The sequence below is a fragment of the Dehalobacter sp. DCM genome, assembly GCF_024972775.1.
Lineage (GTDB): Bacteria > Bacillota > Desulfitobacteriia > Desulfitobacteriales > Syntrophobotulaceae > Dehalobacter.
In genome coordinates this window covers 1,738,313-1,763,361 of the sequence record NZ_CP092282.1, presented here as the reverse complement: position 1 = coordinate 1,763,361, position 25,049 = coordinate 1,738,313, and the positions used below count along the sequence as shown (strand labels likewise).

Annotated in this window: 24 protein-coding genes; 1 reads left to right on the top strand and 23 read right to left on the bottom strand. The window is 44.2% G+C overall.

Annotation, left to right across the window (positions count from 1 at the left end; all coding sequences use genetic code 11):
• Positions 1 to 10: 10 nt before the first annotated feature.
• The 17 genes from LPY66_RS08255 to LPY66_RS08175 form a co-directional block, all read right to left on the bottom strand.
• Positions 11 to 595: a hypothetical protein gene (locus tag LPY66_RS08255; protein ID WP_337987603.1), complete on the bottom strand. Its 585-nt coding sequence runs from the start codon at positions 593 to 595 to the stop codon at positions 11 to 13.
• Positions 596 to 693: 98 nt separating this feature from the next.
• Positions 694 to 2,289 carry a phytoene desaturase family protein gene (locus LPY66_RS08250; protein WP_337987602.1) on the bottom strand — a complete coding sequence of 532 codons (1,596 nt, stop codon included), beginning with the start codon at positions 2,287 to 2,289 and terminating at the stop codon, positions 694 to 696.
• 79 nt (positions 2,290 to 2,368) lie between these two features.
• Entirely contained in the window at positions 2,369 to 3,283 is a 915-nt protein-coding gene (locus LPY66_RS08245; protein ID WP_337987601.1) for a hypothetical protein, read from the bottom strand.
• Between the two features lie 317 nt (positions 3,284 to 3,600).
• A complete protein-coding gene (locus LPY66_RS08240) occupies positions 3,601 to 6,297 on the bottom strand; it encodes a LuxR C-terminal-related transcriptional regulator (RefSeq protein WP_337987600.1) in 2,697 nt (898 codons plus the stop codon).
• A gap of 227 nt (positions 6,298 to 6,524) precedes the next feature.
• Positions 6,525 to 6,884, bottom strand: a complete 360-nt coding sequence (locus tag LPY66_RS08235) for a hydrogenase maturation nickel metallochaperone HypA/HybF (RefSeq protein WP_337987599.1) — start codon at positions 6,882 to 6,884, stop codon at positions 6,525 to 6,527.
• Between the two features lie 10 nt (positions 6,885 to 6,894).
• Positions 6,895 to 7,071 (bottom strand): hypothetical protein, encoded by a 177-nt coding sequence (locus LPY66_RS08230; RefSeq protein WP_337987598.1) that lies wholly within the window; start codon positions 7,069 to 7,071, stop codon positions 6,895 to 6,897.
• Positions 7,072 to 7,094: 23 nt separating this feature from the next.
• Positions 7,095 to 7,997, bottom strand: coding sequence for a 4Fe-4S binding protein (locus tag LPY66_RS08225; protein WP_337987597.1), 903 nt, complete (start codon positions 7,995 to 7,997; stop codon positions 7,095 to 7,097).
• 50 nt (positions 7,998 to 8,047) lie between these two features.
• Positions 8,048 to 8,797, bottom strand: coding sequence for a hypothetical protein (locus LPY66_RS08220; protein ID WP_337987596.1), 750 nt, complete (start codon positions 8,795 to 8,797; stop codon positions 8,048 to 8,050).
• 182 nt (positions 8,798 to 8,979) lie between these two features.
• Positions 8,980 to 10,173: an NAD(P)-binding protein gene (locus LPY66_RS08215; protein WP_337987595.1), complete on the bottom strand. Its 1,194-nt coding sequence runs from the start codon at positions 10,171 to 10,173 to the stop codon at positions 8,980 to 8,982.
• A 151-nt stretch (positions 10,174 to 10,324) separates the two neighbouring features.
• Positions 10,325 to 10,681 carry an ArsR/SmtB family transcription factor gene (locus LPY66_RS08210; RefSeq protein ID WP_337987594.1) on the bottom strand — a complete coding sequence of 119 codons (357 nt, stop codon included), beginning with the start codon at positions 10,679 to 10,681 and terminating at the stop codon, positions 10,325 to 10,327.
• Positions 10,682 to 10,948: 267 nt separating this feature from the next.
• On the bottom strand, positions 10,949 to 11,284 hold the full coding sequence (locus LPY66_RS08205) for a 4Fe-4S binding protein (protein ID WP_337987593.1): 336 nt from the start codon (positions 11,282 to 11,284) through the stop codon (positions 10,949 to 10,951).
• 37 nt (positions 11,285 to 11,321) lie between these two features.
• Complete coding sequence (locus LPY66_RS08200; protein WP_337987592.1) at positions 11,322 to 12,401, bottom strand: hydrogenase large subunit; 1,080 nt, start codon at positions 12,399 to 12,401, stop codon at positions 11,322 to 11,324.
• Between the two features lie 15 nt (positions 12,402 to 12,416).
• Complete coding sequence (locus LPY66_RS08195; RefSeq protein ID WP_337987591.1) at positions 12,417 to 12,779, bottom strand: NADH-quinone oxidoreductase subunit C; 363 nt, start codon at positions 12,777 to 12,779, stop codon at positions 12,417 to 12,419.
• A complete protein-coding gene (locus LPY66_RS08190; protein ID WP_337987590.1) occupies positions 12,780 to 13,217 on the bottom strand; it encodes an NADH-quinone oxidoreductase subunit B family protein in 438 nt (145 codons plus the stop codon).
• Positions 13,218 to 13,273: 56 nt separating this feature from the next.
• Positions 13,274 to 14,158: a respiratory chain complex I subunit 1 family protein gene (locus LPY66_RS08185; RefSeq protein ID WP_337987589.1), complete on the bottom strand. Its 885-nt coding sequence runs from the start codon at positions 14,156 to 14,158 to the stop codon at positions 13,274 to 13,276.
• A complete protein-coding gene (locus tag LPY66_RS08180) occupies positions 14,155 to 16,044 on the bottom strand; it encodes an NADH-quinone oxidoreductase subunit 5 family protein (protein ID WP_337987588.1) in 1,890 nt (629 codons plus the stop codon). The genes LPY66_RS08185 and LPY66_RS08180 overlap by 4 nt, the downstream gene beginning before the upstream one ends.
• A 252-nt stretch (positions 16,045 to 16,296) precedes the next feature.
• The gene (locus LPY66_RS08175; protein WP_337987587.1) at positions 16,297 to 17,895 is read right to left on the bottom strand and encodes a class I adenylate-forming enzyme family protein; all 1,599 of its coding nucleotides are present in this window, start codon (positions 17,893 to 17,895) and stop codon (positions 16,297 to 16,299) included.
• Between the two features lie 436 nt (positions 17,896 to 18,331).
• Here LPY66_RS08175 and LPY66_RS08170 point away from each other — a divergent pair, with 436 nt between their 5' ends.
• Positions 18,332 to 19,198 (top strand): helix-turn-helix transcriptional regulator, encoded by an 867-nt coding sequence (locus LPY66_RS08170; protein ID WP_337987586.1) that lies wholly within the window; start codon positions 18,332 to 18,334, stop codon positions 19,196 to 19,198.
• Between the two features lie 95 nt (positions 19,199 to 19,293).
• On the opposite strand, the gene LPY66_RS08165 is transcribed toward LPY66_RS08170, so the two are convergent.
• The 6 genes from LPY66_RS08165 to LPY66_RS08140 form a co-directional block, all read right to left on the bottom strand.
• On the bottom strand, positions 19,294 to 19,596 hold the full coding sequence (locus LPY66_RS08165; RefSeq protein ID WP_337987585.1) for a hypothetical protein: 303 nt from the start codon (positions 19,594 to 19,596) through the stop codon (positions 19,294 to 19,296).
• Positions 19,597 to 19,958: 362 nt separating this feature from the next.
• The gene (locus tag LPY66_RS08160; RefSeq protein WP_337987584.1) at positions 19,959 to 21,956 is read right to left on the bottom strand and encodes a B12-binding domain-containing radical SAM protein; all 1,998 of its coding nucleotides are present in this window, start codon (positions 21,954 to 21,956) and stop codon (positions 19,959 to 19,961) included.
• A gap of 65 nt (positions 21,957 to 22,021) precedes the next feature.
• Positions 22,022 to 22,444, bottom strand: coding sequence for a hypothetical protein (locus LPY66_RS08155; protein WP_337987583.1), 423 nt, complete (start codon positions 22,442 to 22,444; stop codon positions 22,022 to 22,024).
• The gene (arsM, locus tag LPY66_RS08150; protein ID WP_337987582.1) at positions 22,432 to 23,169 is read right to left on the bottom strand and encodes an arsenite methyltransferase; all 738 of its coding nucleotides are present in this window, start codon (positions 23,167 to 23,169) and stop codon (positions 22,432 to 22,434) included. Before arsM ends, LPY66_RS08155 begins: the two co-directional genes overlap by 13 nt.
• Entirely contained in the window at positions 23,166 to 23,618 is a 453-nt protein-coding gene (locus LPY66_RS08145; protein ID WP_337987581.1) for a hypothetical protein, read from the bottom strand. The genes arsM and LPY66_RS08145 overlap by 4 nt, the downstream gene beginning before the upstream one ends.
• Positions 23,611 to 24,954, bottom strand: coding sequence for a DVU_1553 family AMP-dependent CoA ligase (locus LPY66_RS08140; RefSeq protein WP_337987580.1), 1,344 nt, complete (start codon positions 24,952 to 24,954; stop codon positions 23,611 to 23,613). The genes LPY66_RS08145 and LPY66_RS08140 overlap by 8 nt, the downstream gene beginning before the upstream one ends.
• Between the last annotated feature and the right edge of the window lie 95 nt (positions 24,955 to 25,049).

Sequence of the window (25,049 nt, the reverse complement as noted above, 5' to 3'; positions counted from 1 at the left end):
TCTAACCCGGTTATCCCGTAACCTGTTTTCCGTTCTTTGCTTCAGCCTGTGCCCTGTTGATTTTCCAACCTCGGTAGAGGAGCCCGGGAAGTGCCAGAATGACATCCAGATCAACCAATGCTACCGCTTTGCAGATTTCCTCCGGCTTAATATAAATCGTCTCAGGCATAGACCCTAGTAAGATTGATTTGGCAATAATATTACCGTCTTTCATCCTAATCTGGGTCATTTCTGCAAGTCCCCCTCCTGTCCTGTTTACCATCGAACACTTGGTAACAGCGATTTGGAATGGAAGTACGAGCACGCCTAAAATAATTAATAAAATACCTGCAACTGATTCATTACTGCCAGCGCTTGCACCTAAGAACCTGCCGACTATTCCCCAAAGGAAGAGAAAAATGCCCAATACTACAATTATCATTGACGGCCACTGAACAACTTTACTCTTAATGCTCAAAAAGGCAAGTCCGATTACTGCCAGGCCAACGATAACATTGACTGCAATACCGAAATAACTATGAAATCCAAGAATAAAGCGGGAAATAATCAACCAGCCGGCAATGACTATAATGAGATAATTTAAAAGTTTTGTCACAATCATTCTCCTCACTTGTATTTATTGACGTCTTTTCTGGAAAGATCCTCCCTTCCCGGCGATAAGCCGGGAAGGGATAGATAGATTAATCAGGCGAGTTAAATAACGTCCTCAAAATCGATGCCCAAATCCTGCATAACGATCTGAGCTGTTGCCCTGCCCCCAAGCGTGACGCCGCCGCCGGGATGGCAGGATTGCCCTGATAGGTACAGGCCCTCAACAGGGGTACGATATTGACCGAGTTCCGGTATTGGGCGGTAGGACATATATTGGTACAAAGCGGGCGACGGTCCCAGAATTGAGCCATGAATCCGGTTTTGATTGGTCCGTTCGAAATCCAAAGGAGAAATAGAAACTTTCTTTAGGATGTTTTTCTCTGACAAGTTGGAGGTATAGCTGAAGAATTTTTCAATCGCCTCATTACTGACTTGTTCTTTGATGTTATCCCATTGGTCCGGTCCCTCATTGATAAAGTATGGGAGGAATTGCCAAATATAGAGAGCGGCTTTTCCGTCAGGACATCTTGTCGGATCGCATCTGTGCTGGAGGAGATTCATTAACTTAGCGGGTTTAGGTACTTTACCCGTACGCATATCAATGAAATATTGACGGAATTCTTCCAAACTGGAAGTGAGTGTTACTGCCATAACGGCGTTCTTTGAAGCTTCTTGGTATTCCGGTGCTTTAAAGGTAGGATCTACGTCCAAGGCAAGATGAATTCCCATTCCTGAAAATGCCGGTTCGGCAATATTATCTATCTTTTGGCGCAGGTTTGCTTCCAGCGGATTATCAAGCCACTTATTAAGCGTTAAGCGGGGATCGACATTGGAGATAACCGCTTTGCGGGCTGTAAATTCCTGACCGTTGGCTGTTGTAACACCAACTACCTTTCCGCCCCGGGTATTAATTTTTACAACTTCATGATCGACAAGAACTTTCCCCCCATTAGCCTCAATGCAGCGGGCGAGGGAATCCGGAAGGCTTTGCATGCCTCCGCGCAGATACGCCATATGCCTTCCATGGACATGGGCGGGTGCAACCATCGCGACAACGTATAAAGCTGAGCCGCTTTGTTCAACATCAACCATAGCCTCAGAAGCGTAATTGAGCATCATATTAATTGTTTTTGGATGTTTGAACCATTGACGACTGAGATCCCAAGCGCTCATGAACAAAATACGCATGAATTCCTGTCCCAGCGGAGTCATATCCAATTGATTGAAGAGCATGCCCATCTTTGGCGGAGCGTTAAACATACCCGTAGCCAGAAGCGGCAGCATCGACTGCAAATAAAGCGTAAACTTCCTGTAAGCCTCAGCATCTTCTTCAGAATATGCGGCAATCGCCTGGCACATTTCGTCAAGATCCTCGAAGATCGGAAGGGCTGTGCCATCATCATATAGATTGACCACATTAAATTTCGGGTAACATAACTCCAACCCATACTTGCTGAACAGCCCAAGTTCATCATTGACGACTGCCGGATTGTTGAGCGCAAAAGCAAACCCAGTTGATGCCAGATCATGTTTGAAACCCGGTAAAGTTATTTCCTTTGTGATCGCGCTTCCGCCGATCCAACCCTTATCTTCCAAGACAGCAACATCAAGTCCCGCTTTAGCCATATACGCAGCCGCAGTTAACCCATTTTGCCCCGCACCAATTACAATTACATCAAATTGATTATTATCACCCATGATTTTTCCTCCTATAAACTAAACCCGTTTGTATACAAGGTCTGTGTTACACTCACTCGTTGATTAGGACCAAGACATTTTATCCCATTTGACTATTGCTGGCATTAACAGCAACCTTCACCTCTTCCTTGTCTTTAACTCTGTATTTATCTGTAAACAAAGCGCCAACCGCCACGGTACCGAAGGACAGGGCGATTGCACCCAACTGACCGAGGTTTGTTGCCAACAAACTTAACGTGCTGTTAATCGTGAATGTTAAAGGTAAGGCGATTGAATTATGAAGAGCAAACAGGAAAAACGGAACCATTGGAATCATAACCCACCCAAAACGCCGGTTCAGCACTTTATTCCAGATGAAGTGGACGATCGGGCCAACAAGAATGATCATCGCCGGATTAGCAAACCACCAAATTATCGGGAAGTCCATGGGCGCGAAGGGTTGATTTGGACCATAGTAGTACCACAGACCATTGTGAATTGCCAGTGGTTCAAAACACATTGCCCCAACGAATGAAATAGCGTAGATAAGCCAAAGCCTTTTTACCGTTAACTTACCCATTTCCATCTGATGGAAATTGAAAAGCACTAAGAACGTGACATAAAATGGGTAAATCAAAACCAAAAACACCGGAATACTAAATCCCCACACGACCAACGCCGTCCAGTCTCCTACTTGTGGATACATGAAGTGCAGTGTCTGCGAATCGAAGAATTCGTAAAAAGTACATAGAATGCCGCCCAGCATCAACCATAACGGCCATAAGGATTTGCTCTTTTTAATAAGGTATATGCCGTAGCAAAGCGTAGCAAGGCTTCCAAGCCCAAACAAGATCGTTACAAACAACTCAGGGCCTTTCGGCATGGTAAGCAGTGGCCTGCCAAATTGAAGATATGCCGGTAGCCACGTTGCTGGATCAGGTAAAACTTCCTTGAGAGGTAAATTCCCGATATCACTGAGGTCGATAGGGGTAACATGGTATGGAGATCCAAGCATAGGAAACAAGCCTCCTTTATAAATTAGATTAAGAACTGTTTCACAAGATAAGATAAGACTATACGACGACGATTGCCTCCTTTCTGATTATTCAAACAATCTGTAAATTCAATATATCAAACAATTCCATTGGTTACATGAACTTCAGTACCGGGTCAAGTACTGTTTTTAGTACTGCCATAAGTACTGTTTTAAATACGGAAGCTGGTTATAGTATTGGAAATAAAAAAAGCCGACTTAGAAGTCAGCTTGATATTAGGAGAATTCTTTGCTTAAACAAATGTTTTAGAGGTACTAACGGGTATTGGCAGACAACATTAACCGCTTGCCTTTATAAGCCCAAGTTCCTTGGCTAAAATAACTGCCTGTGCACGATTGTCCGTATCTAATTTATTATAAATACAATGGATGTGGTTTTTCACTGTGGAAAGACTGATGAATAACCTCTGTGAGATTTCCTGATTGGATGCGCCACCGCAAATCAGTTGAAGTATTTGAGTTTCCCGTTTAGTAAGGGGTTGATATATTGAGTTTAGTTTATCAGTCATTTGGTTTGGTTGCATGTCAGCGGAAATCTTAAATACTGAGAGAATCTCAGAAATATATTTTGAGGTTATTCCTCTTCTTTTAGCCTGCTGAAGTAGCTGCAGCATCGGTTCCCCTTCATCAGTAAAGACGCGAAGATAATTCTCCTTTTCAGCCAGAACAAGAGCGTCCCTCAACAATGTCACGGCAGCCTTAAAGTCGCCTGTAGCATTAAACACCAATGACTCTAAAATGATCGTCTCAAGCAGGATACTTCGCCATTGTTTGGCTTCGACATCCCGGTGCACGCTCTCCAATAATTCAACCAGCCCTTCCAATTTACCCTGAGCCAATTTTACACGGACATAGTTGAGCAGCGGTATTTCCGGCCATACATTGCGGTAGTCGTTTTCATATACACCTTGTTCTAATATTATTGCCATTGCCTTTTCTTTAGAAAATCCTGCAGTTTGAGAGAAAAACAAATCAGTCCAAGTGTCAATACAATCCGCCGCTGTTGATTCATCACAAACCATCAGCCATAAACGGGACATTAACATATCGGCAAATCGATTATTTGGTAACGCGATTTGATAGGCTGTCTTTGCTTGGCTGGCAATCTCTATAGCTACATCCACCCTGCCGCGGACAATATTAATCCTGGCTAAAGCCATTTGGCTGTTTAACCATAATACCATTTCCTGACCATTTTCGCTTAACGATATGGCGCGGTTAATTTGTTCTTCCGCTTCATCCAGTAAGTTTCGTTGATAGAGGATCCTGGCCAGGAGAAGATATGAATAACAAGAAGATGAAATCTCTTTTCCGTGAAGCATACTCCATCTGCTGATTTCATGGCACGCAGCAACAGCACTGTTTAAATGCCCCATCGCAAATCTGGCATGAGCAACACCTGTTAAATTTAATATTGCGGAGTAAGTGTATTCAACTTCCTTGCATAAATTTGCAGCTTCTTCGCAGCAGCGATATGACTGGTAAAGTTCACCGTGCATCCAAAGAGCAAACCCCCTTGCGCACAGTATGGCGCTTCGTCCCTTAATTTCGTCTTTGGGCAAAGCGGCTAAACCTTCTTCGGAATATTTTAGTGCTTGTAAGATGTCGCCATTATGGTATGCGTACATTGTTTTCATAACATAGAGAGAGCCCAGAAGCTGCGCATAATAGGGTGAGTTTCGATATTCCGAAATATCGGTTGTCTTGCTGAGGGAAAGTGCTGTCTTCATATACCTTTTTTCATGTTCCACTTCCCTGGTCATTTCACAGGCAACGGCACAGCCGATATTCGCCCATAAGCTTTTGGATGTAAATTCTTCCGGTAATTTGTTAAACCAAACCCAGAACTTTTTGCATTTATCCTGTCCCATAATGACGACGGTAATCTTATCAAATAGCTCTACCGCCCGCTCATATTCACAGGCTTCTAAAGCATGCTCAATGGCATTTTCAATCATTCCTTTTTGTTCAAACCAGTGACTGGCCCTCTTGTGCAAGTGAGGAAGTATATCGGAATGCAGCATAGATATTTTTTTGTTCAGAGAATGTCTAAAAAGGGAATGATAACTGAACCACTTATCTTCATTATCAACGGATTGAAGAAATAGATTTCGTTCAACCAGTGTATCAAGAATATTTCGGCTATCATTTCTTTCAAAAATATAGTCACAGATTTCACCGTTAAAGCAATCCAGAATACTGGTTTCCAACAGGAACCTACGGATAGGTTGTTCTTGTTGATCTAAAACCTCGCTGGTCAGATATTCCATAATATTTTTGCTTGATCCGCGAAATGCTGCCAATAGGGCATTGATATCCGGGTTTCCGTGCATTGCAATGACAATCATCTGCAACCCGGCAATCCATCCCTCAATACGGTTATGAATGTGTTGGACCATGGGTTGCTTTAATGCAAAATTCATTACATCATTCAAAAATCCATAGGTCTCTTTCAATGTAAATTTTAAATCCACCGCTGTGATCTCAGCCACATGGCCTTGACCGCGCAGTCGACTGAGTGCTAAAGGCGGATTCACTCTTGAAGAAATAATGAGATGGGTTTGGGGAGGAAGATAATTTATGAAATACTCAATTGAATCATGAACCGTTTTTGATTCAATATAGTGAAAATCATCGAAAACAATAACGAGATTAGGAACAAATTCACTTACGCCGTTGATTAATTCTGTAAGAGCATGTTCTATCGATTTCTTGCTTTTTTGTTGAACAGACTGTGACTCGATCCCAATCGGATAAATTTTTTGAATTGCCATAATGATATTGTTCCAGAATTCAAACAGATGGTCATCCCTTTTCTCCAATGAAATCCAGGCAACCGGAGATTCGGTTTTTTTCAAAACTTCACTAAGAAACGTCGTTTTACCGTAACCCGCAGGAGCCGTCACGAGTATAACCTTATGTTTAACTGCGTCCTGAAAGCTTTTTATTAAACGGGGACGGGTCAAGTAACTCATCGGTATATTGGGTATTATCAATTTAGTCAAAGGCCGGGTTGTTGCTGGACTTACAGTCGGTTTTGGTTTATCTGTTCTGCCCATACCATACAACCTTTCATATAATTGGATTAATTTCAAGAATTACTTCACATTAACGATTATTATCATTTATGTATCTCTCCAATATTAATAGGTATTTCTACTTTTTAATGAAAATTCCTCTATATTTACAGTTATGTGTTTGATCACTGTCTCGATTTTACAGAGATTCGTGTACTCTTAATATAAAACTCTCTGCCAATTTCTGTAGGTTTTCCATCCCTCCCGCAAACCGGACAAGCGAAAGAGCCAGCTGAACTAATAATGAAATTCTTGTGACAATTCGAGCATTCCCATTGGGCAGGCACCTTTTCGATAATAAGTTCTGCATTCGCACAGAGTGTATTTTCTGTAAAGTAGCCAAAGTACCTTTGTAAGGATTCCCCAACATATCCCGTGAGCTCTCCAACTACCACCGTGATTTCCTCAACGCTTTTCGCATTGGCCTGCAATGCTTTTTCACTAACAATATTAATTATCTGTCTTACAACCCCATATTCATGCATGTCAATTCACCTAATTGATTATTTTAAAACGGTTCACCAGCGCCATCATCTCCGAGGACAGTTTAGCTAAATCATTGACTTCATCAACTGTCCCAACCAAATGATTCATCATTGTTACTTCAATTATTTTTACAGCTATTACTTTGAGCAAAAGAGCAGCAAGGTAAGAAGCGTTAACTGTGAACACCTTGCTGCTAAATTAGTTTTTCTTTATGGTTTTATATCTAGGCGTCCTTCTTCTAGGAAATATTCCTGAACGCTCGCTCGCATCGGTTTTACCTGTTCGATCTTTATTGCCCCCTGTTGGCAATGTGTTTTGCAAATACCGCAGCCCATACAGTAAGTCTCGTTAACTACCGCTTTGCCGTTTTTAATTGTGATTGCGGACTGTACACAACTTTCGACGCAAAACCCGCAGCCAATGCAATGATCCTGTACCTGCGCCTGCCAACCGGAAGAACGAAACCGCTCCTTAATTTCCCTGGAAGCATTCTTGGCTACATTCAAGCCGACGCAACAGCAAGGACAGCAAAAACACACTTCAATAAATTTGTCCAGGTCCTCACAATTTACACCCCAGACATACTGTTCAAGTTCCACCCATAAGGCCTGGCCAATTAGCCCCAGCTCGGCTGCCTTATCGACCCGTGCCAAGGCTTCTTCTACGGAGACGACATGACCCACGTCATGTTTGACCATACTAAGCGAACCTTTGCCTAAAAACAAGCAGCAGACATCATGTGGATAGGTTTCACAGCCCATTGCATCTTTGCATAGGCAGCTATTCGCAGAGACGATGGTTGTCGCTTCTCGAATAAGCTTTTTCATCAAATCCGCTGGAACGGTCACAGATTCAGTAGCATCACTGACATCGACATTCAGGTTTAATACCGTGCCAAAGGTATACGTTTTATCGACCGGACTGAACATCATGATTCTTTTGTAGAGTGGGCCGATTATTGGCTTCTCTGTTAGTTTGCTACCAATCACAATCAGTTTGAATAACTTTAAAATCACATTCCACTTGCGTGGCGTCGCTGCAATTTTATCGACAATCCAGTTCCTGAGCCCCAGACCCTTTGGCTTTGGCACGAAAACAGGCTTTTGCGCCATCTTCTTACCGCCTCTCTCCTATACAAACATATCTAATTAAGCTAACAATTTTATGCTGATGTACCAAATCTGCTGAAAAATCGTTTGTCCTTTATTTTTCCTTCGGCACAATTTTTGATAACTTCCATCATTCTTCTGGACATCACGAAAGATGGTGTTCCTAATATGAAGATGGTCAAGAACTTACGCCACCCCTTAAAAGGAGCAAAGCTGCAATCACAGCGCGTGATAAAACGGGTTTTGCCTTCCCCGGCATCAAGCAGATGAAAATTCCAGGTCCAGGCAAAATATTTCATCGCAAACGGCGGAATAAAACCAATAGCACCTTGAAACTTGGACGGATTACGGGAATCAGAAATCGAGGTGAAGTATTCTCCCTGTTTAACCTGCTGTATCTCGGAACCGATTCCGTCCTGGTGATAAAACATAAACTCTCCGGGATACATATTCTGCCACTCATCGACAACGGAATAGGTATTATAAATATGGAAGGTAAAGAGCCTTTCCAGAACGCCGAAACTGTAGAATCCGGCCCGGCGCTGACCAAGCTGGGCTAAATAAGGCCAAACTTTTTCACGGGGTGCATTAATCGTGATCGCTAATTGAAGCCGCATACTTGGATCTTTTTTATCACCCAGTAATTCATCTCCGGGTAAATGCATCTTTTTTTCTTTCTCTGTCAAGGGAAGTCCTAAACCATATTTCCATAAACCTGCTACAATCAAAATCCCAAGAATAACGATGCAAATCAAGACAAACCATCCCGTATGAATATCGATAAAAGAGAGTATTGAACGCATTAAATTTCTCCTCCATTGCCGTGATTATATTTAACTTATATTTCTTCATGAGCATTATTATTTTCTGATTGATTTATTTCGTCGGTTCCAGACCTAACCATTAGTCGTCGGGTGATTCTGTCGGCAAATAAATTCCTTTTGCTGTACTCCTTTTTCATAGTTTAGATTTCTGTAATACAGCTTTAGTCCAGGGTTTTGCCAAGTATTTTGTTGGCGGCATACACACCGCTGATCGCTGCAGGCTCCATTCCCAGGCCATTATGATCGCCTGCCATGATCAACCCGGGCGCCAGGTTTTGAGGAAGTACCAAGTTCGGGTTTGTAAACAGCGCATGCTCAAAATACTTATGTCCCAATACTTCCCATCCATCGAAATACGTGTCAAAGTGCTTCTCGAAAGGTATTTCGGTAAATATTTCGTAGATGCCCGGACGTTTTCGCGCGGTAAAAATAATGGGGATCGCATCATTAAAGATATGCACGATGTGCTTCCTGTAGCGCGCTTTCATTTCCCCTTTAATTAGATAAGCATGCAATACGGATGCATTTCTAATTTTCAAGGGTTCTACTTCCTTAACAGTGCCGAGCAAGTCTCTGGTTACATCGGCGGGAGTAGCCATCACAAGATACTTTGCTGTGAAAGAGTTGCCATTGGCTGTAGAGACACGCCAGCCGCCCTCGATCTTCTCAACGGTGTTCACCATATCAAAAACAACTTTGCCATTTTTCTCGGACAGTTCACGGGTTATGCGATCCGCTTCAAAACGAAAACGCTTCAAATCCATAACCAACGCCTGGACACAATTCAGGTAATCCAGTGCGGAAAGCTTCTTAATTGGTGTACCTGTGCACCCATGGGCAAATTGGCTCACAAGGTCATCGGCAATTTTCTGAAAACCGACCTCCGCAATCATCTTATCCGCTGTTTTGTAAAACAGATCGCTCATGAAGGGATCGTCCTTGAGAACAGATGCGACTTCCCGGGTTTCACACTCTTTCTTGAACTTTTCATAATGAGGTAAGAATTTCTTCTTCATATAGCGCTGAAACTTCAACAGACTGCCAGCATGCCCCAGGGTGTGCGCTGAGAGTGCCGCGAATTGCGTGTGATCATCCGGATGGCAGCATCCCTGGCGCAAACTCGGAAGAACATCGGGTCCGGGTGTCAAAATCCCCGAGCCCAACATATGATGGTAGTTCCCAAAATAAAAAACAGCGCCATAATTCATGTCAAGCTTAGGATCATACATGATCCGCCCGCCCATGCGGTCGCAAATCAGGGTATATGCACTGTTCTCCTTTCGTAGCCCATAAGCGCAGGACATCCCCGCAGCGCCGCCGCCAACGATGATGGTTTCTGTGTCAAAGTTACTCATAACAACCTAACCTCCTTGATATTTTTTTGATATAATTGCATAAAAATTACCACTTATAAAAGTATAACAATATGGTTATAATTGGGATTAAAAAAATTGGTTTACCCACTTTTTTGTAAACCTAAGGCACTATGAATACTATCTGACGCAGTTAATAACAGGTTTCGGCATATTCACATTCGTTGCATTGAAAATTATTGGGACAAGGCGTGTAAGCTTTGATAAATGCATGTTCCATGAGCTGTTTATAATCTGCAACAGCGTCGTTGTTCAGGGAATAAAAGACACTTGTACCAATACGTGTTCTTTCTACCAGATCTGCAGCATGCAGTATTTTCAGATGGTTGGTTGCGGCCGGCTGCGAAATGCCAAGAATAGCGGCAATATCGCTGACCGTCATGGTATGTTTTGGTTTAGAGCCAATGATTTTTATCATTTTCATCCGCTGCGGCTCTGATATTGCTTTATTATAAGTACAAACTCTTTCAACTAGTCCTTTTTTTCGCATTTAATCCTCAGTTATTTAATTATTTTATATGCTTATAATAATATCATTATATATCTCTTGTCAATAAAAAATTTTTATGACATTTAAAATGACCATAGTGCCAGGTGAAATCCCTCCAAATTCAATTTACAAAGAGCAAAAAAACGCTAGCATCATTGAAGCCCAACAGCAAGAATTATAACCCGACACTATGGTATCCCTCTTTCTTTGAGAGAGAGATACTTTATGACTCTCAAGCTGCAAAGGCCGTCAAAAAGTAAATTGTTTTTATGACCTTCCCAAATTAACATCGCGTTTATAGGAAGTCGCTATTCTACCAGCTATATCCGTCATTGGTGCAGTATACTGTTGCTGTGTTGTCAGACACTTTTTCGGACAGACTTCAACACAAAAATTACACACAATACAGCGAGTCCGGTCAATTTCCCATTTTAAATCTGATTTGTTGACTTCAATGGCTCCTGTCGGACACCGTTTGCTGCAGATTCCGCAGAATATGCAAAGATTAGTATCTAGTTGAATGTTACCACGCGTATTGGGAAAAAAATCATTTTTTATGACTGGATACATCGCTGTTGCCGGTTTACTAAATAAACTCTTCATAACAGTTTTTGCCATTAAGTTTAAAGCCATGTTTACCCTACCTTTCCGTACAGCTAATACAGGGATCAATTGTCAGCGCCAGAATGGGAACATCTGCTAGGTCGGCACCAGGAAGCATCTTTAGTAAAGGTGCAATATTAGCAAAGGTCGGTGTCCGGACCCGAAATCTATCCAAATACTTGGTTCCGTTTGCTTTGCCGTAGTAAATAACCTGACCCCTTGGCTGTTCGAGCCTGGACAGATATTCGCCGTTAGGGTTTCCTTTTACTTTGACCTCAATATCACCGTCGGGAATCTTTCCTACAGCCTGATAAATCAAATCAAAAGATTGAAATACTTCCCGGACACGGACCACTGTACGGGCGTAGCAATCGCCGTCTATCTCCACGACAGGCTCGAAATCCAATTCACCGTATGCGGCATAACCCAATTGACGCAAATCCTGCCGAACACCGCTGCCCCTTAAGGTCGGTCCGACAGCACCTAAATCAAACGCTTCCTTGTAAGTAAGAACGCCTACACCTCGCGTACGTTTTTGCACCGTGTAATCTTTGATAAAAACCTTAGCCAATTCTTTGGTTTCCTTTTCTACAACGTGCAGCGTACTGACGATTCTTGTCAAAGTGGCATTATTAATATCTTTCCAGACGCCCCCCACTTTGCAGACACTGAAGATTACGCGACCACCTGTCGTCTCTTCAAATATATCGAGTATTTTCTCCCTCACCCGCCAGCAATGCATGAAAAGACTTTCAAAACCAAAGGCATCTGCCATTAGTCCCAGCCAGAGAAGATGACTGTGAACACGGGAAAGTTCTGCCCAAATGGTTCGCAGGTATTTTGCGCGGTCCGGGATTTCCACTCCCATTATCGCCTCAATAGTCTGGCAATATCCTTGTCCATGGATAAAACTGCATATCCCGCAAATCCGCTCTATAACATACATCATTTCATGAAAATCTCTTTTTTCGACCAGTTTCTCTAAACCCCTATGCACAAAACCAATCGAAGGGACTGCCCCAACGACTTTCTCATCTTCCATGATCAGGTCCAGATGCAGCGGTTCAGGCAGTACCGGATGCTGGGGACCAAAAGGTATAATTGTACGTTCGCCCATATGACCAACCCTCTCCTAAATGTTGTTTTCCGTATTTGTCATGCTAAAAGCCTGTTTAACAGCTGTTTCATAGAAAGTTCCTTTGAAGTCCACAGCCATTCCACTGAAATTTACGCCGTAAAGGTCATGTATTTCATTCTCATAGAGAAATGCGCCAAAGAAATCACCGCTGATACTGGGAACGGTATCCCCCACCTGAACCTCCATTCTTAGGCTCTCACAGGTTAAATCTTCTTTTTCAAAGGTGTAAATAATAAACATTTCCTGCGGTGTATTGGTACAATGAATCTGAATCAGGCGGTACCCCTTTCTGGCATACCCGGCAGCCTGGTCGACAATATCCGCCGGTAACGCTGGAAAATACGTATATTCAGCCATTTAACTCCCCACCTTCCTCATCTGTTGATATTTTTTTTCTAGAACGTCTAATGCCTGGACAACCCCGTCAATAATCGCTTCAGGCCGGGCCGCGCATCCGGGAACATAGACATCGACAGGGATTATTTTATCAATCCCGCCGGAAACATTGTAACATTCCCGGAATATTCCTCCCGAAGCGGCACAGGCACCGACGGCTACGACGACTTTAGGGTCTGCCATTTGGTCGTAGATGTTTTGAATCACGGATTTATTCTGTTCATTAACAGAACCGGTTACCACAAAGATGTCGGCATGTTTGGGATTGCCAATATTCAAGACACCAAATCGTTCTACATCATAAAGCGGTGTCAAACACGCCAGTACTTCAATATCGCAGCCGTTACAGCTGGACGCATCGTAATGCACCAGCCAAGGAGACTTAGGCAAATAAGACATAGATTCCACCCCTATTGCAAAATTCACATCCGAAGAGATTTAAGTCAGCTTACCTGCTATCTGAACGCCAGATAAGCAATATTACCCACTCCCAGGACTAAAGCAACAATCCAGGCACTTCCCAGAGTGAACTGCCACTTTAGGCGGGAACTGTTGTTATCAATGAAGATTTCCAGAAAGTATACTACCAACGCCAAGACGATGCCTATTACCGGGCTGGAAGCAAAGAACAGACAGACCATTCCGAGCAAAAACACATTTTCATACCAATGCGCGATTTCCACCATAGCCAGTTCACTTCCCGAAAACTCCGTAATCACACCGCGGACGATTTCCTGATGCGCGTGATGCGACATGGAAATATCAAAAGGCGATTTTCTGAATTTGATCGTCAATATAAATAGAAATCCTAGAAAAATTCCCGGCAGGCTGAAAAGCAGCGGTTGATCATAAAGTGCAATATCCAGAGAGTTAAAGCTCTTCGTAACCATATACATCCCGACGACACTCAGAATCACCATCGGCTCATACGCCATCATTTGCAGCATTTCCCGTTCCGCACCGATATAGGCATACGGAGAATTGGTGGAATAGGCGGCGATGATCAGGAAGATGCTGGCCAGAGTCAAGGCAAAGATCGCCAGGAGCAGGTCTCCGCCTGCAAAGAATATAGACCCCGTAATGATGACAAAGATTAAGAAGCATAAAATGTAGAATTTTTGGTGTTTATTGACAACCATGTTTTGTTTATTTCTTAACTTGAATACATCATAAAAAGGCTGAAGCAGTGGGGGTCCGACCCTCCCCTGCATTCTGGCGCTGATAATGCGGTCAATTCCGGCAATCAACCCTCCCAGAACCGGGGCAAGCACAATATAGAGAATGACTGCAATCCAGGTACTCAACCCATTGACAGTAATCCAGGTACTCAATTCACTCATAACATTACCACTCCAATCATGACGACAATCAAAATAATGCAGGCAGCAACACCGAGAGGAAAGAGTTTAGCTTCTCCAAAAATAGTGTTCAAATATAAGCTCTTCATGCTCACTTCCTGGGTTACGCCCAGTGAGCCATAAAATTTTTCTTTTTCTTTTACGTTCGTTCCTGCTAAATATTGCGGTTTATAATTCAAGCCCCGATAGGTCAGCAATCGCAGCGGCAGCACAAGTACAAGGACCATCATCATGAGAAGAATAGCAACATTGCTTTGGCTGAGCAGGTAGGTTTGACCGTAAACAGAAGCAATAAAAGGTTCCAGGGAATATTTGGAGATGAGTGGAAACAACAGGCAGATAGCAACCGTCAGGATAGCCAAGGACCCTAAAGTAAAGGCTTCCGTCCCAGGGACTTTGGCTGTAAAATCTGCGGGTTTTTCTTTAATCATAATCAGTTTGCCCAGCCATTTGGTCCAGAAGAAAAGTGTTGCTGCACTGCCAAAAGCGACAAAAACTGTCAAGATCGGATTGGCTGCAACGAGCCCTTCAATGGCTGCCCATTTGCTGATCAGCATACCAAAAGGCGCCAGGAACATTCCCGCAATGCCGATCACCATCCCAATTGCAACTTTTGGCATCTTGGTAATCAGACCATCCATTAATTCGATAACGCGGCCACCGAGATGATGCTCGACCGTACCCACAGACAAGAAAAGCAGTGATTTGGCGATGGCATGGAAAATAACAAGCATAATTGCAGCCCAAACAAGTTCATACGTTCCGATCCCGGCACAAACAACAATTAACCCTAAATTGGCGATGGTCGAATACGCCAAAACGCGCTTCGCATCCACCTGGGATATGGCCATACACGACGTCAGGAGGAAGGTCACTGCTCCGACCAGAGCTACAAACAGACCTACCATTGAACCGCCATCCACAAAAGCGAAGACGGGAGACAGTCTGATGATCAGATAGACACCGGCTTTCACCATGGTACTGGAATGCAGCAAGGCCGACACCGGCGTCGGAGCAACCATGGCGCCTAGGAGCCAGGAAGAAAACGGCATTTGGGCTGATTTGGTAAGGCCGGCGAAGGCCAACAGCGCTACCGGCAATAAGACAACGGTTGAGGCCAAACCGGAAAGTTGATTTAATTCAACGGTATGCGCCTGCGTAAACAGCAAAATGATCGCGCCGGAAAAGCCTACCCCGCCCAAAAGATTCATTTTCAACGCTTTAAAAGCATTCTTTATGGCTGTTTCATCTTTGCTGTAGCCAATCAGGAAAAAAGAACAAAACGTTGTGATTTCCCAGAAGAAATAGAGCCACATCAGATTATTGGCAAAAACCAAACCATACATAGCTCCGAGGAAAACATACACAATAAAAAAGAAAAACGAACTTCTGTTTTTGATATTTTCATGATGGTGATGATAATCTTTCATATAGCCTACGGCGAATAAGGCGATCAGACTGCCGATAATTCCGATGATCAGTGCCATAATCAGTGAAAGATTATCAACAAATAAGTTATAGGTGGTGTGAATTTGATTGCCGTAAGTCAGTTCAAACCAGACGGTCAATGCGGCGCCAATCAGCATCAGCAACACAGCCAGGTATTGCCTGTGCTTCAGGGAGAGAAGCGCGATCACGACGGCCAGAACAACTTCCAATATGAAAATACCCAAGTCCAATAAATGGCTTCCGAACGCAAAGTAAACAGCGCCGCTATTAAAATATTGAACAATCAGGTAGATGGAAGCGCCCGTTAAGATAACGGTTGAGGCCGCTACCAGCAGTTTTCTGAAGGTCTGTTGCCGTATAACCAACAAGAGAATCGCTACAATTACCGGAAATAACACAAGAAATTGCACAGTGTTCATTTGACATCCTCTTTCCTCTCAAAAGTCTAGCAAAAAACAAAAAATTATGCCGGAAAAATACTTTGTCTTTCAACAGGGTACTAACTCTCATCTCCTTAGACTTAAATTTTTCTTTTATTTCTTAGATCGACCACCAAGCATTGCTCTCCTTATCACCATAATCTATGCTAGCGGATAAGAGGTATCACAACAATGCTTGTTAGTCTGTTAGAAAATCCCCGTATCATACTGGTATAACGCCGTGATAATTCCTTACCGGATAATATTCTTTTTGTCAATCTTCCCAAGAGGAGTAAGCGGCAGACACTCCCTGAATTCATATTTTCTGGGGATTTTATAATCAGCGAGCAAGTCTTTCAAATACTCCCTAATGCCCTTCCCATCCAGTGAATATCCCGGCTTGGGTACAATATAAGCACACCCGACCTCTCCCATGATTTCATGAGAAACCGGAAGCACGGCCACCAGGGATACTCCCGGGTATCGCGCAATTTGTTCTTCCACCTCAGCAGGATAGACATTATAGCCTCCGCAGATGTACATATCCTTGGTCCGCCCCAACAGACGCAAATCCCCGTTCTGATCAATAAAGCCAATATCCCCCGAGTAAAGCCAGCCATCCTTATCAATGGCTGCTGCCGTCAGCTCAGGTTCATGATAATATTCTTTCATCACGGTCGGTCCTCTATAGAGAATCTCGCCCGGAAGACCGTCAGCAAGCGGTTGACCGTCTTTATCGACAATCTTCATCTCAAATTCCGGGGCACATTTGCCTACAGTCTGACATATATTCTCAGCACTTGCTCCCACATCCGAATACGTCATAAAACCGGATGTTTCGGTCATTCCCAAACCGTTACAACAATAAGGAGAAATCTCTTTCATTCCCTGAACAATTTTTTTGGAAACCATCGCCCCTGAAACCAAGCAGAAACGGACGGAAGAAAGGTCATACTCCATAAAGTCAGGTAGGTTAAACATCATCGTCCACATCGTAGGTACTCCAGCCAAGATGGTAGCCTTATATTTTTCTGTATTTTCCAGAACCTCTTTCGCCTTGAATCCGTCGGTCAACACCTGAGTACAGCCTCCGATGATGGGGGTTGCTCCCCATTCTATTGCCCCGCTGACATGATTCACCGGAACCTGATGCTGGAAAATATCCGCCGGTGTACAGCCCGTAGGCGCTCCAAATTCCTGGAGCTGAACCAATGCTGAACTGATCACATTACGATGGGTGAGCAGCGCCCCCTTCGAGCGGCCGGTGCTGCCGGATGTATAGACGATAATGAGCCCGTCGTCAGACCCAACCTGCTTTTCCCTCTCAGCCAAAGCGTCTGCAAAATCATCATAGTTTTGACTCATAATGTCTTCAAACGAATGCGCTTGCGGTAATTCCCGACATCCCTCCACAAGCCAAATCTGGCCGTAAAAGGGATATTGTGCGAAAACTTTGGCTAACCTTTCCTGATATCTATCCTCTCCTAATGAATCCAGACATAAAATATGACTCGGCTGCGCATTTTCCAAAATATATAGCATTTCCTGGACGGGATTGCGGGTGCTTAACCCCACAACAATCGCTCCCACCATAGACGCTGCCATGTAAAAAACAAAAAATTCCGGCCGCCCCGTCATGATGTAAGCCAGCCTATCCCCATGGCCAACGCCAATTTTCAGGAGATATTTAGCCATCGTCTCTGATTTTTTCATGAATTCGTGATAGGTTATTGCGGAATCTCTGTAAATGAACGCCGTATGTTCAGGCCTTTCTTTCGCCCATTTTCTGAGATAATCTGAGAATTTTGGCAATGCGTCCTCCAGACGATTCTTCCTCTGTTTCATCAACATACCTTATCTCCCTTCAAATAACGCATTTATTCCAAATAAAACAATATAGTTATTTGGTTTTTTCGGGCACCTTTCGATAATAGCCCTGATTTTAATAAAATTTTAAAAGGGAGTTGTTAAGGCAGCAATACCTGTTAATTCACGTGTAATTCCTGTTATTATCCCAGTAATAAATAGCGTTGCTCGGCGCTGAAACTGAGCCACCCAGACCTATTATTTGGTCATTGTGAAGGGATTAATAGAATGCTATCCTAGTATAAAACTCGTATTGAATACCAGTGGTTCGTAATTTATATTTTGAAGTAACATACTATGATCTATTTCAATAATTGGTCAAAATCCTACTAATTGTTTTATTTGAAGAATAATCCGTGTATAATTTAATTATTCATACTATTTATAATACGCTTGTCCACGAAGGAGGTATCATACGATTATGAATTGCCAATTTCAGCAAACCGGACAATGTGATATCCTGCATTGTGAGAACCCTTGCGGACGCAGTATGGAGTTATCCAGCGACTATTTTTTAATTTTTAACAATGACCTTCGCTTAACAGATATCAACAGTGCCTGTATCAAAACTCTTAAGGATCATTCTGTTTATAAAAACAAGCTGCTTGGAAAAGACATTTTTTTTTATATCCCGGAATTAAAAGAACCAATGACATATGACCGCATGATAAATTTTTCTGCACCCGTTGAAATTTTCAGATGTGATGAATATTTAGTTAAGTCTCCCGTCAATAAGGATTCCATTTTTGTCAACTTAAGAATTAAACGCTTTGAAACTCATACGGTTCTTGTGGGAACGGATATCACTAATCTTGTGGAAATCAAGGAAATTTATGATAATCAAGAGAAAAAATTGAATCAGCTGACTGAAGATTATAATAATCTAAAAGTAACACTGGACGTGCTTTTAAACAAAATAAATGAAAAATCGGAGGAGGTCCAAAAATTTTATTACCTCAACATGGAAGAAATGGTCTTCCCCTTATTAGATTTACTAAAATGCAGTCACCTCACTGAACGTCAGCTCAAGACAATGAATGTTTTGGAATCGAATCTAAAATCAATTATGAAACCTATTTGTACGTGGCTAGAAACCGATAACTGTAATCTGACTCATAGAGAAATTCAAATTGCCGAATTTATACGAATGGGAAAAACAACCAAGGAGATTTCCGATATTCTCTGTTTATCCTGTAAAACCATCGATTTCCATCGATCGAATATCCGAAAGAAGCTCAATATTAAAAATACCTCTAATAATTTAAGGTCCTCACTCTTAACAAAATAAGTAAGAAAATAATATGGCGCGTGAAGAAAAAACAAGTAACAACAAAGGCCTGCTTTTTTTGCAGGCCTTTATTGTTACTTGTCTTTATTTTATTCTTATACTCTTGTCCCATCAACATCCAGGAGACCAAAGGGCGTCTTCGCTGTGCCAAGACATTTGTCGCCTTCAATCCTGCAATTAAGTACAACCAAAACACTGCTGAAAGGTACTTTCATTTTAAACTCGCAGCTGAATTCGTTTCCTTTGACCCAAGCACCTTCATGGAAATTAGCCACATGTCCGTCTGTATCGGTCATATTACCGTCCAGTTTTTCTCCGTTTGTAATCAGAGTCAGCGTACCTGACTTCACTCCAATCGGAGTTTTGATATCAGCATAGTAAGACCCGTCTACTCCCATTATTTTTACCTCCCTTTATTTAATGAACACTTAAACCTGTTTAAAAAATAAATTATTGAACAACATTATGCAATGCCTGTTAAATACCAGGCAGTAATAGGTATTTATATCATGCTCAATAAAGGCCTAACGAACAGCCTATATTGTTTATGTTTTTTTCTAAGAATAATGTGAGGAGCGATAGATTAATTGAAAGACAGCGCATCAACACAAGAATTATTGGCATAGGTGATTATCTGTCTGGGCATATTTTAACTAATGAAGACCTGCAAGATATGGTCGGAATAACCGATTAATGGATTGTTACAAGAACAGGAATCAGACAAAGGCATATTGCTGACCCTGACCAGACTACATCTGACTTAGCCTTGTTCTCTGAGAACAAGCCTTGTTATCTTAAAGATCGTTCTCCGGCGTCCCGGTACGTTATGCTGAACGATCTGGTCATAATATGCTTTAACACGGCGCTTGCCGTCCGTTGACTTGTACCAAACCGGGACCGGGAAAGACAAAACAGAGAGATCTATCTGGCAGCGAATCCTTAGATCGTCTTCTTCAGGCCAGCCCAGAGCAGTAAAAGAGTCTTTCTCAAAGCGCTCAAAATACTCCGTCCAGCGGCGGGGCAGCTCCAGTTCACAGTCCGTATCCGGAGAAAAATCCTGTTTGAAGAGGATATCCCGCTGATAAGCCAACAAATCGGGCGGACAGATATCTTGCAGCACCTTCCCCAATTCAAGAAAAAACAAATCTACGTGCTCCAGGATGTGAAGCACCAAGTCCTCCTCGGGCTCAGTCATGCCGTCCAACGCTTCATTGTACTTAAGTAAAGAGGCCTTCGGGGCTGTCAGCCAGGTCTCGATATGGTCAATAACACGTTGGGAGAAGAAGCGCATGGTTTCTGTTTCATAAAACCAGCCGTAGAGCAGCCGGTAGAAATCCCGGTAACTCATCCGCCCCCCATGATGCAGCGCAATGGCGATGAGCCGGGTAATCCCATGATCATGCAGTGCTTGAATCATCCAGCACAACAGCCACATTTTTTTATATTCCTCCCGGTTATAGGAAGAAGTCTCCACCACATAGCGGCTAGAGGAAAGCGCCCAATTAAGCGAACTGTCCTTTAAGAAATAATAGGCGACAAAATCCGGGCGTTCAATCCACCTAATCCCCCATTCCTCCAGGTATTCCGGACTTCCTGCCCGGGAATTGGGCAGCAGGCTGAAGGGATATGCCCGATACTCGGCGTGAACTCCCATCTCCATCAGCTTGGCAAAACACTCCAGCCATTTCGCAAAGGTATCCCCGGGACAGCCGGTGATGAGCTGGGTAAAAATCGGATAATCGATGCGGTAGAGTTCCTTGACGAGCTCTTTCAGCTGATCATCAGGCAGATTCTTGCGTCCGATTGCCGCCAGCACTTCCTTGTCCAGATGCTGCAGGGAGAGAACATATTTTGTCAGGAGACCTGCCTGACGAAAGGCCACAGCAATATCCCGATTTATCTGCCAGCTGTTCTTATTGTTGTTGTAATAAAGCCACTTTGGAAAACCGCTGGTTTTTTTTGTCTCGGCAAATAAATTGGCCAGTTGCTTATCACGCTTAAAAATTCCCAGATTGGAATCAGTCCAAAACATAAACCACGGTTTCAACTCACCCAAAATGAAGGCTATTTCCGCCTTGGCGACCTCATCCGGGACCTTGCGCATCCACAGGTTGGTCTTGCTGCCCCAGTCACAGTAGGCGCAGGTATACGGGCAGCCCCGGGACGTTTCAATCGCCGCCGCAAGATGATAGTAGGCATTTTTTTTGAAATAACGGCGCCAGAAGTCTTTCATGGACAGCCACGGACTGGGTTTTGTTTCCAGATTCAGAGACACCGCCACCCGATAGGGATACCGGCCCAGCGCCGGATTGACCAAGGTGCCTTGAATACCGTCCAGCTCCTTGAAGTCCTGCAGTAGAGCACAAAGGATATCCCGAAAAGGCGCTTCTCCTTCGGCAGGTACGGCAAAATCAATAAACGGGTGCCTTGTAAAATAGTCGGGGTCGCGCCATTCCACCTGCGGCCCGCCGGCGACTACCGTACAGGAAGGATTAACTGTTTTAACCCTGGCAGCCAGCTCATACTGGTAGGCATAATTCCATTGATAGCAACTCAGACCAAGCACATCAACGGAGCGAAGATCATATTGGGCGTCAAGATCAGAGAGTGCAAGGGGAAGCATTACCGGATCCATCCAGACAAGATTCTGACGCAGCTCTTCATATTGGTCACAGAAGCTTTTCAACATGCCGTGGATCAGCGGTACAAAAAAACCTTCGCTGGCCGGATTCATATTGCAGATCAGTATTCTCTTCATTTCAGTACTTTTTTCATTGGCCAAGTTCCTTTTTTCATTTTTTCTTTGTTATCCGAGCCATGTTTTTATAAACTGGCCTTAATCCAATTGTTTAATTCACAGGGTTTAGGACACTTGCCGTGACACTTTAGTTCCTCACGCATTTTAAGTACCGGCGTCATCAGCAAAGACAGCCCTTCCGCGGCCTCGCGTAAAGGTTCCCTTGCTGTTTCAAGTTCCTGACTCCAAAGTTCAGCCGCATGGAAAACCTCTTCTAAGGTATCGCGTCTGCGCTGCAGTATTCTGCTTACGACTTCAAGCTCAGATTCATGCCCTGCCAGTTCCGCTACCTTTTCCGGAGTACAGACGCTGACATTGTCACAGACAGTGATGGCGAAGTCAATTTCCTCAGCGGCAAAATTAAGGGCGATAATATCGTTTATCCTGCGCTTGAGCAGGTCAGAGGACGGGCAGAGCGGCTCGGGTACGATCATGTCTATTTTAAGCATGCTGTCACCTGAATCGAGGCGAAATTATTGAAGAAAGGCCATTTCTTCTCCTGCGCCACCGTAATATCCGTAAAACCAGCCTGCTCCATCAAAGAGAGATATTCCTGTTTGGGAATGGCTCCGGACAAGCAGGCGGCATATGCTTTGGGCAAAGAACGCAGCTTGCGGGAGGTTCTGCCCACTGTTACGATGTCGGACAGACAGATGCTTCCGCCCAAACGAAGTACCCGGACCGCTTCGGCGTATGCTTTTGCTTTATCCGGAACCAGATTGAGGACGCAATTGGATATAATGGCGTCGACGCTTTTATCCGCTAAAGGCAGATTTTCCACCTCGCCCAGGATAAACTCCACATTGGTATAACCGCCTTCTCCTGCGTTCTTACGGGCTTTCTTCACCATCTCTGGCGTCAGGTCAATCCCAATAACCTTGCCGCTTTTCCCAACCCTCCTGGCTGCGACAAAACAATCAATGCCGCCGCCACTGCCCAAATCAAGCACGGTATCTCCCTCTTTCAGTGACAAAAAAAACAAGGGGGCGCCGCACCCCAGACACAGATCCGCGCCTTCCGGAACTCCGGCCAGGTCCTCCTCCGTATAGCCAATGGCTTTCGCTTGGGTACGCCCCTCCATGTCCAGCAGGTTCCCGGTTTTAGCCGGGGCATCACCTTTAGCGTGGGCTCCGTAGCGTTCGCTTACTAATTGATGTATCTCTTGTTCGTTCATTGCGCTTCTTTGATCCACCCTTCAATCTTGCATTTGCAGGGTACGCTGCCATGATGCTTGACTTGTCCGTTAACGGCTAATACGGGAGTCATCAGGTACCCAACATTTTCAGCCTCATATTCGTAAACAGCTAATAGTTGATCCAGTTCCGGCGTCCATAGTTCCGCAGGCCGGGTGTTTTCACCCTCTTCCCTTTTTTTCGCATTGCAGCAACTATTTACTGCTACGCTATCAATAGTCAGACCGGCTTCGGTTGCGACGTGTTTGGCAGTTCCCACCTTAAGTCCTTTCTTCGCCGCAAAAGCGATTGCTTCCGCCTGGTCGTAGGACAGATGGGTGACCTCGATTTCATCAAAGTTGTTTTCGGATAAAATTTCCTCCACGCGTTGGCTTATCAAGTCGCAGCGTGGGCAGGGAGGATTTACTCCGATGATTAAGATTTCAACCATTTGCTTCCGCCCCTTCTTCAAATCGTGTATCGACAATCTTCCTTTTCATGCCGCGTCCGCCCCGCCGCAGTGTCTCCCGCGGAGCGATTTCTACCGAGGGCTCGGACATCAAGCGCGCTTGTATTGCATTGGCGACGGCTGGAACGGTTAGCAGCTGCCGACGCACCCGGTCGCTATACGAAGGGTCGCTGCCGAGCATCTCGGTAACGCAGTGCAGATGGTCCCGGCCGTTCTCACTGTTTAGCCAAAGCCGGTAATCGATCAATTCATCCAATTCATAAAGAGCTTCGTCAAACAATGAGGAATAGATTTCCTCGCCGGATTCCAGACGATAGGTCAGTCCTATCTTCTTGGTCAACGTCCCTATCCGTGAAAGTGTCGTTCCGCAAGAGCAGGGTTTCCGAGTGATTGAGGCGATATCACCGGTTCGGTATCGGATCAGCGGCATAGCCTCCCGGCGAAGAGAGGTAAAGACCAGTTCCCCTTCTTCGCCGTCACCCAGCGGCGTACCGGTTTCCGGATCAACAACCTCGAAATACAAGTCGCTTTCGTTATAGTGAAAACCGGTATGGCAGCCGCATTCGATGGCAATGGCAAAGCCCGGCTCCGTCATACCATAATGATGGAACACCTCGGCTCCCCAGGCCTTCTCCAATCGGGTCCGCATGGTCGAAGAAAGATACTCGGAAGTGATAAATACCGCTTTCACACCAGCCTGGCGCAGATCACAGCTTTCCCTTCCCACCTGTGTAATGCGCCAAATGCGGAAAGCGGAACCCATTAATACCTGAGGACGGTTTTCCACGATTTCATTAATCTGGTTTTCGGTTCTATCTTTGCAGGAACCGATAAAAGGTACGCCGCCAATCAGGGTAGTACCCCGAGCGATCATTTCCGCCATGGACAGCGGCTGTCCGACGTTGGGCAGGTAAATAGCCACCTTAGCACCGGGAATAGCCATACCCGCGCCTTCAATCACGTTCGCGGTGATGGCAGCCATCGAGCGTACGATGCATTCAACGTCGTTTTCGGAAAAGAATATTTTCTTAGGTTCCCCTAAGGTTCCGGTGGTAAAGTGGGCAAATACCCGGGCTACACCGGAGAGGGAAACACAAAGCATCTTATAAGGAACGCTGCGTAAATCGGTATGGGTAGTAAACGGTATTTTCTGCAAATCAGCCAGCGTATTTAGTTCTGGTGCGTCCGCAAGCAACGTACGGTAAAATAGGGAGTTTTCTTTGGCATAATGGATCATCTCGCGCAAACACTTCAGTTGATAGTCTTCCAAAGTCATATTGCCGATGTTCCGAAGGACTTCAGCCTCTATACTATTCATGATAGCAGCCTCCTGTTGTTGATATTCTGCAGCTTCAGTATAGGATAAGGAAGGATCTGCGATCAGGCTACACCGTGCAATTGAGACAGTTTAAC

Excerpts from the sequence above, each read along its gene's own strand:
- LPY66_RS08250 (WP_337987602.1), bottom strand. The coding sequence starts at position 2,289 with ATGGGTGATAATAATCAATTTGATGTAATTGTAATTGGTGCGGGGCAA.
- LPY66_RS08245 (WP_337987601.1), bottom strand. The coding sequence starts at position 3,283 with ATGCTTGGATCTCCATACCATGTTACCCCTATCGACCTCAGTGATATC.
- LPY66_RS08240 (WP_337987600.1), bottom strand. The coding sequence starts at position 6,297 with ATGAGTTACTTGACCCGTCCCCGTTTAATAAAAAGCTTTCAGGACGCA.
- LPY66_RS08235 (WP_337987599.1), bottom strand. The coding sequence starts at position 6,884 with ATGCATGAATATGGGGTTGTAAGACAGATAATTAATATTGTTAGTGAA.
- LPY66_RS08225 (WP_337987597.1), bottom strand. The coding sequence starts at position 7,997 with ATGGCGCAAAAGCCTGTTTTCGTGCCAAAGCCAAAGGGTCTGGGGCTC.
- LPY66_RS08220 (WP_337987596.1), bottom strand. The coding sequence starts at position 8,797 with ATGCGTTCAATACTCTCTTTTATCGATATTCATACGGGATGGTTTGTC.
- LPY66_RS08215 (WP_337987595.1), bottom strand. The coding sequence starts at position 10,173 with ATGAGTAACTTTGACACAGAAACCATCATCGTTGGCGGCGGCGCTGCG.
- LPY66_RS08210 (WP_337987594.1), bottom strand. The coding sequence starts at position 10,681 with ATGCGAAAAAAAGGACTAGTTGAAAGAGTTTGTACTTATAATAAAGCA.
- LPY66_RS08205 (WP_337987593.1), bottom strand. The coding sequence starts at position 11,284 with ATGAAGAGTTTATTTAGTAAACCGGCAACAGCGATGTATCCAGTCATA.
- LPY66_RS08200 (WP_337987592.1), bottom strand. The coding sequence starts at position 12,401 with ATGGGCGAACGTACAATTATACCTTTTGGTCCCCAGCATCCGGTACTG.
- LPY66_RS08195 (WP_337987591.1), bottom strand. The coding sequence starts at position 12,779 with ATGGCTGAATATACGTATTTTCCAGCGTTACCGGCGGATATTGTCGAC.
- LPY66_RS08190 (WP_337987590.1), bottom strand. The coding sequence starts at position 13,217 with ATGTCTTATTTGCCTAAGTCTCCTTGGCTGGTGCATTACGATGCGTCC.
- LPY66_RS08185 (WP_337987589.1), bottom strand. The coding sequence starts at position 14,158 with ATGAGTGAATTGAGTACCTGGATTACTGTCAATGGGTTGAGTACCTGG.
- LPY66_RS08180 (WP_337987588.1), bottom strand. The coding sequence starts at position 16,044 with ATGAACACTGTGCAATTTCTTGTGTTATTTCCGGTAATTGTAGCGATT.
- LPY66_RS08175 (WP_337987587.1), bottom strand. The coding sequence starts at position 17,895 with ATGTTGATGAAACAGAGGAAGAATCGTCTGGAGGACGCATTGCCAAAA.
- LPY66_RS08170 (WP_337987586.1), top strand. The coding sequence starts at position 18,332 with ATGAATTGCCAATTTCAGCAAACCGGACAATGTGATATCCTGCATTGT.
- LPY66_RS08165 (WP_337987585.1), bottom strand. The coding sequence starts at position 19,596 with ATGGGAGTAGACGGGTCTTACTATGCTGATATCAAAACTCCGATTGGA.
- LPY66_RS08160 (WP_337987584.1), bottom strand. The coding sequence starts at position 21,956 with ATGAAGAGAATACTGATCTGCAATATGAATCCGGCCAGCGAAGGTTTT.
- LPY66_RS08155 (WP_337987583.1), bottom strand. The coding sequence starts at position 22,444 with ATGCTTAAAATAGACATGATCGTACCCGAGCCGCTCTGCCCGTCCTCT.
- arsM (WP_337987582.1), bottom strand. The coding sequence starts at position 23,169 with ATGAACGAACAAGAGATACATCAATTAGTAAGCGAACGCTACGGAGCC.
- LPY66_RS08145 (WP_337987581.1), bottom strand. The coding sequence starts at position 23,618 with ATGGTTGAAATCTTAATCATCGGAGTAAATCCTCCCTGCCCACGCTGC.
- LPY66_RS08140 (WP_337987580.1), bottom strand. The coding sequence starts at position 24,954 with ATGAATAGTATAGAGGCTGAAGTCCTTCGGAACATCGGCAATATGACT.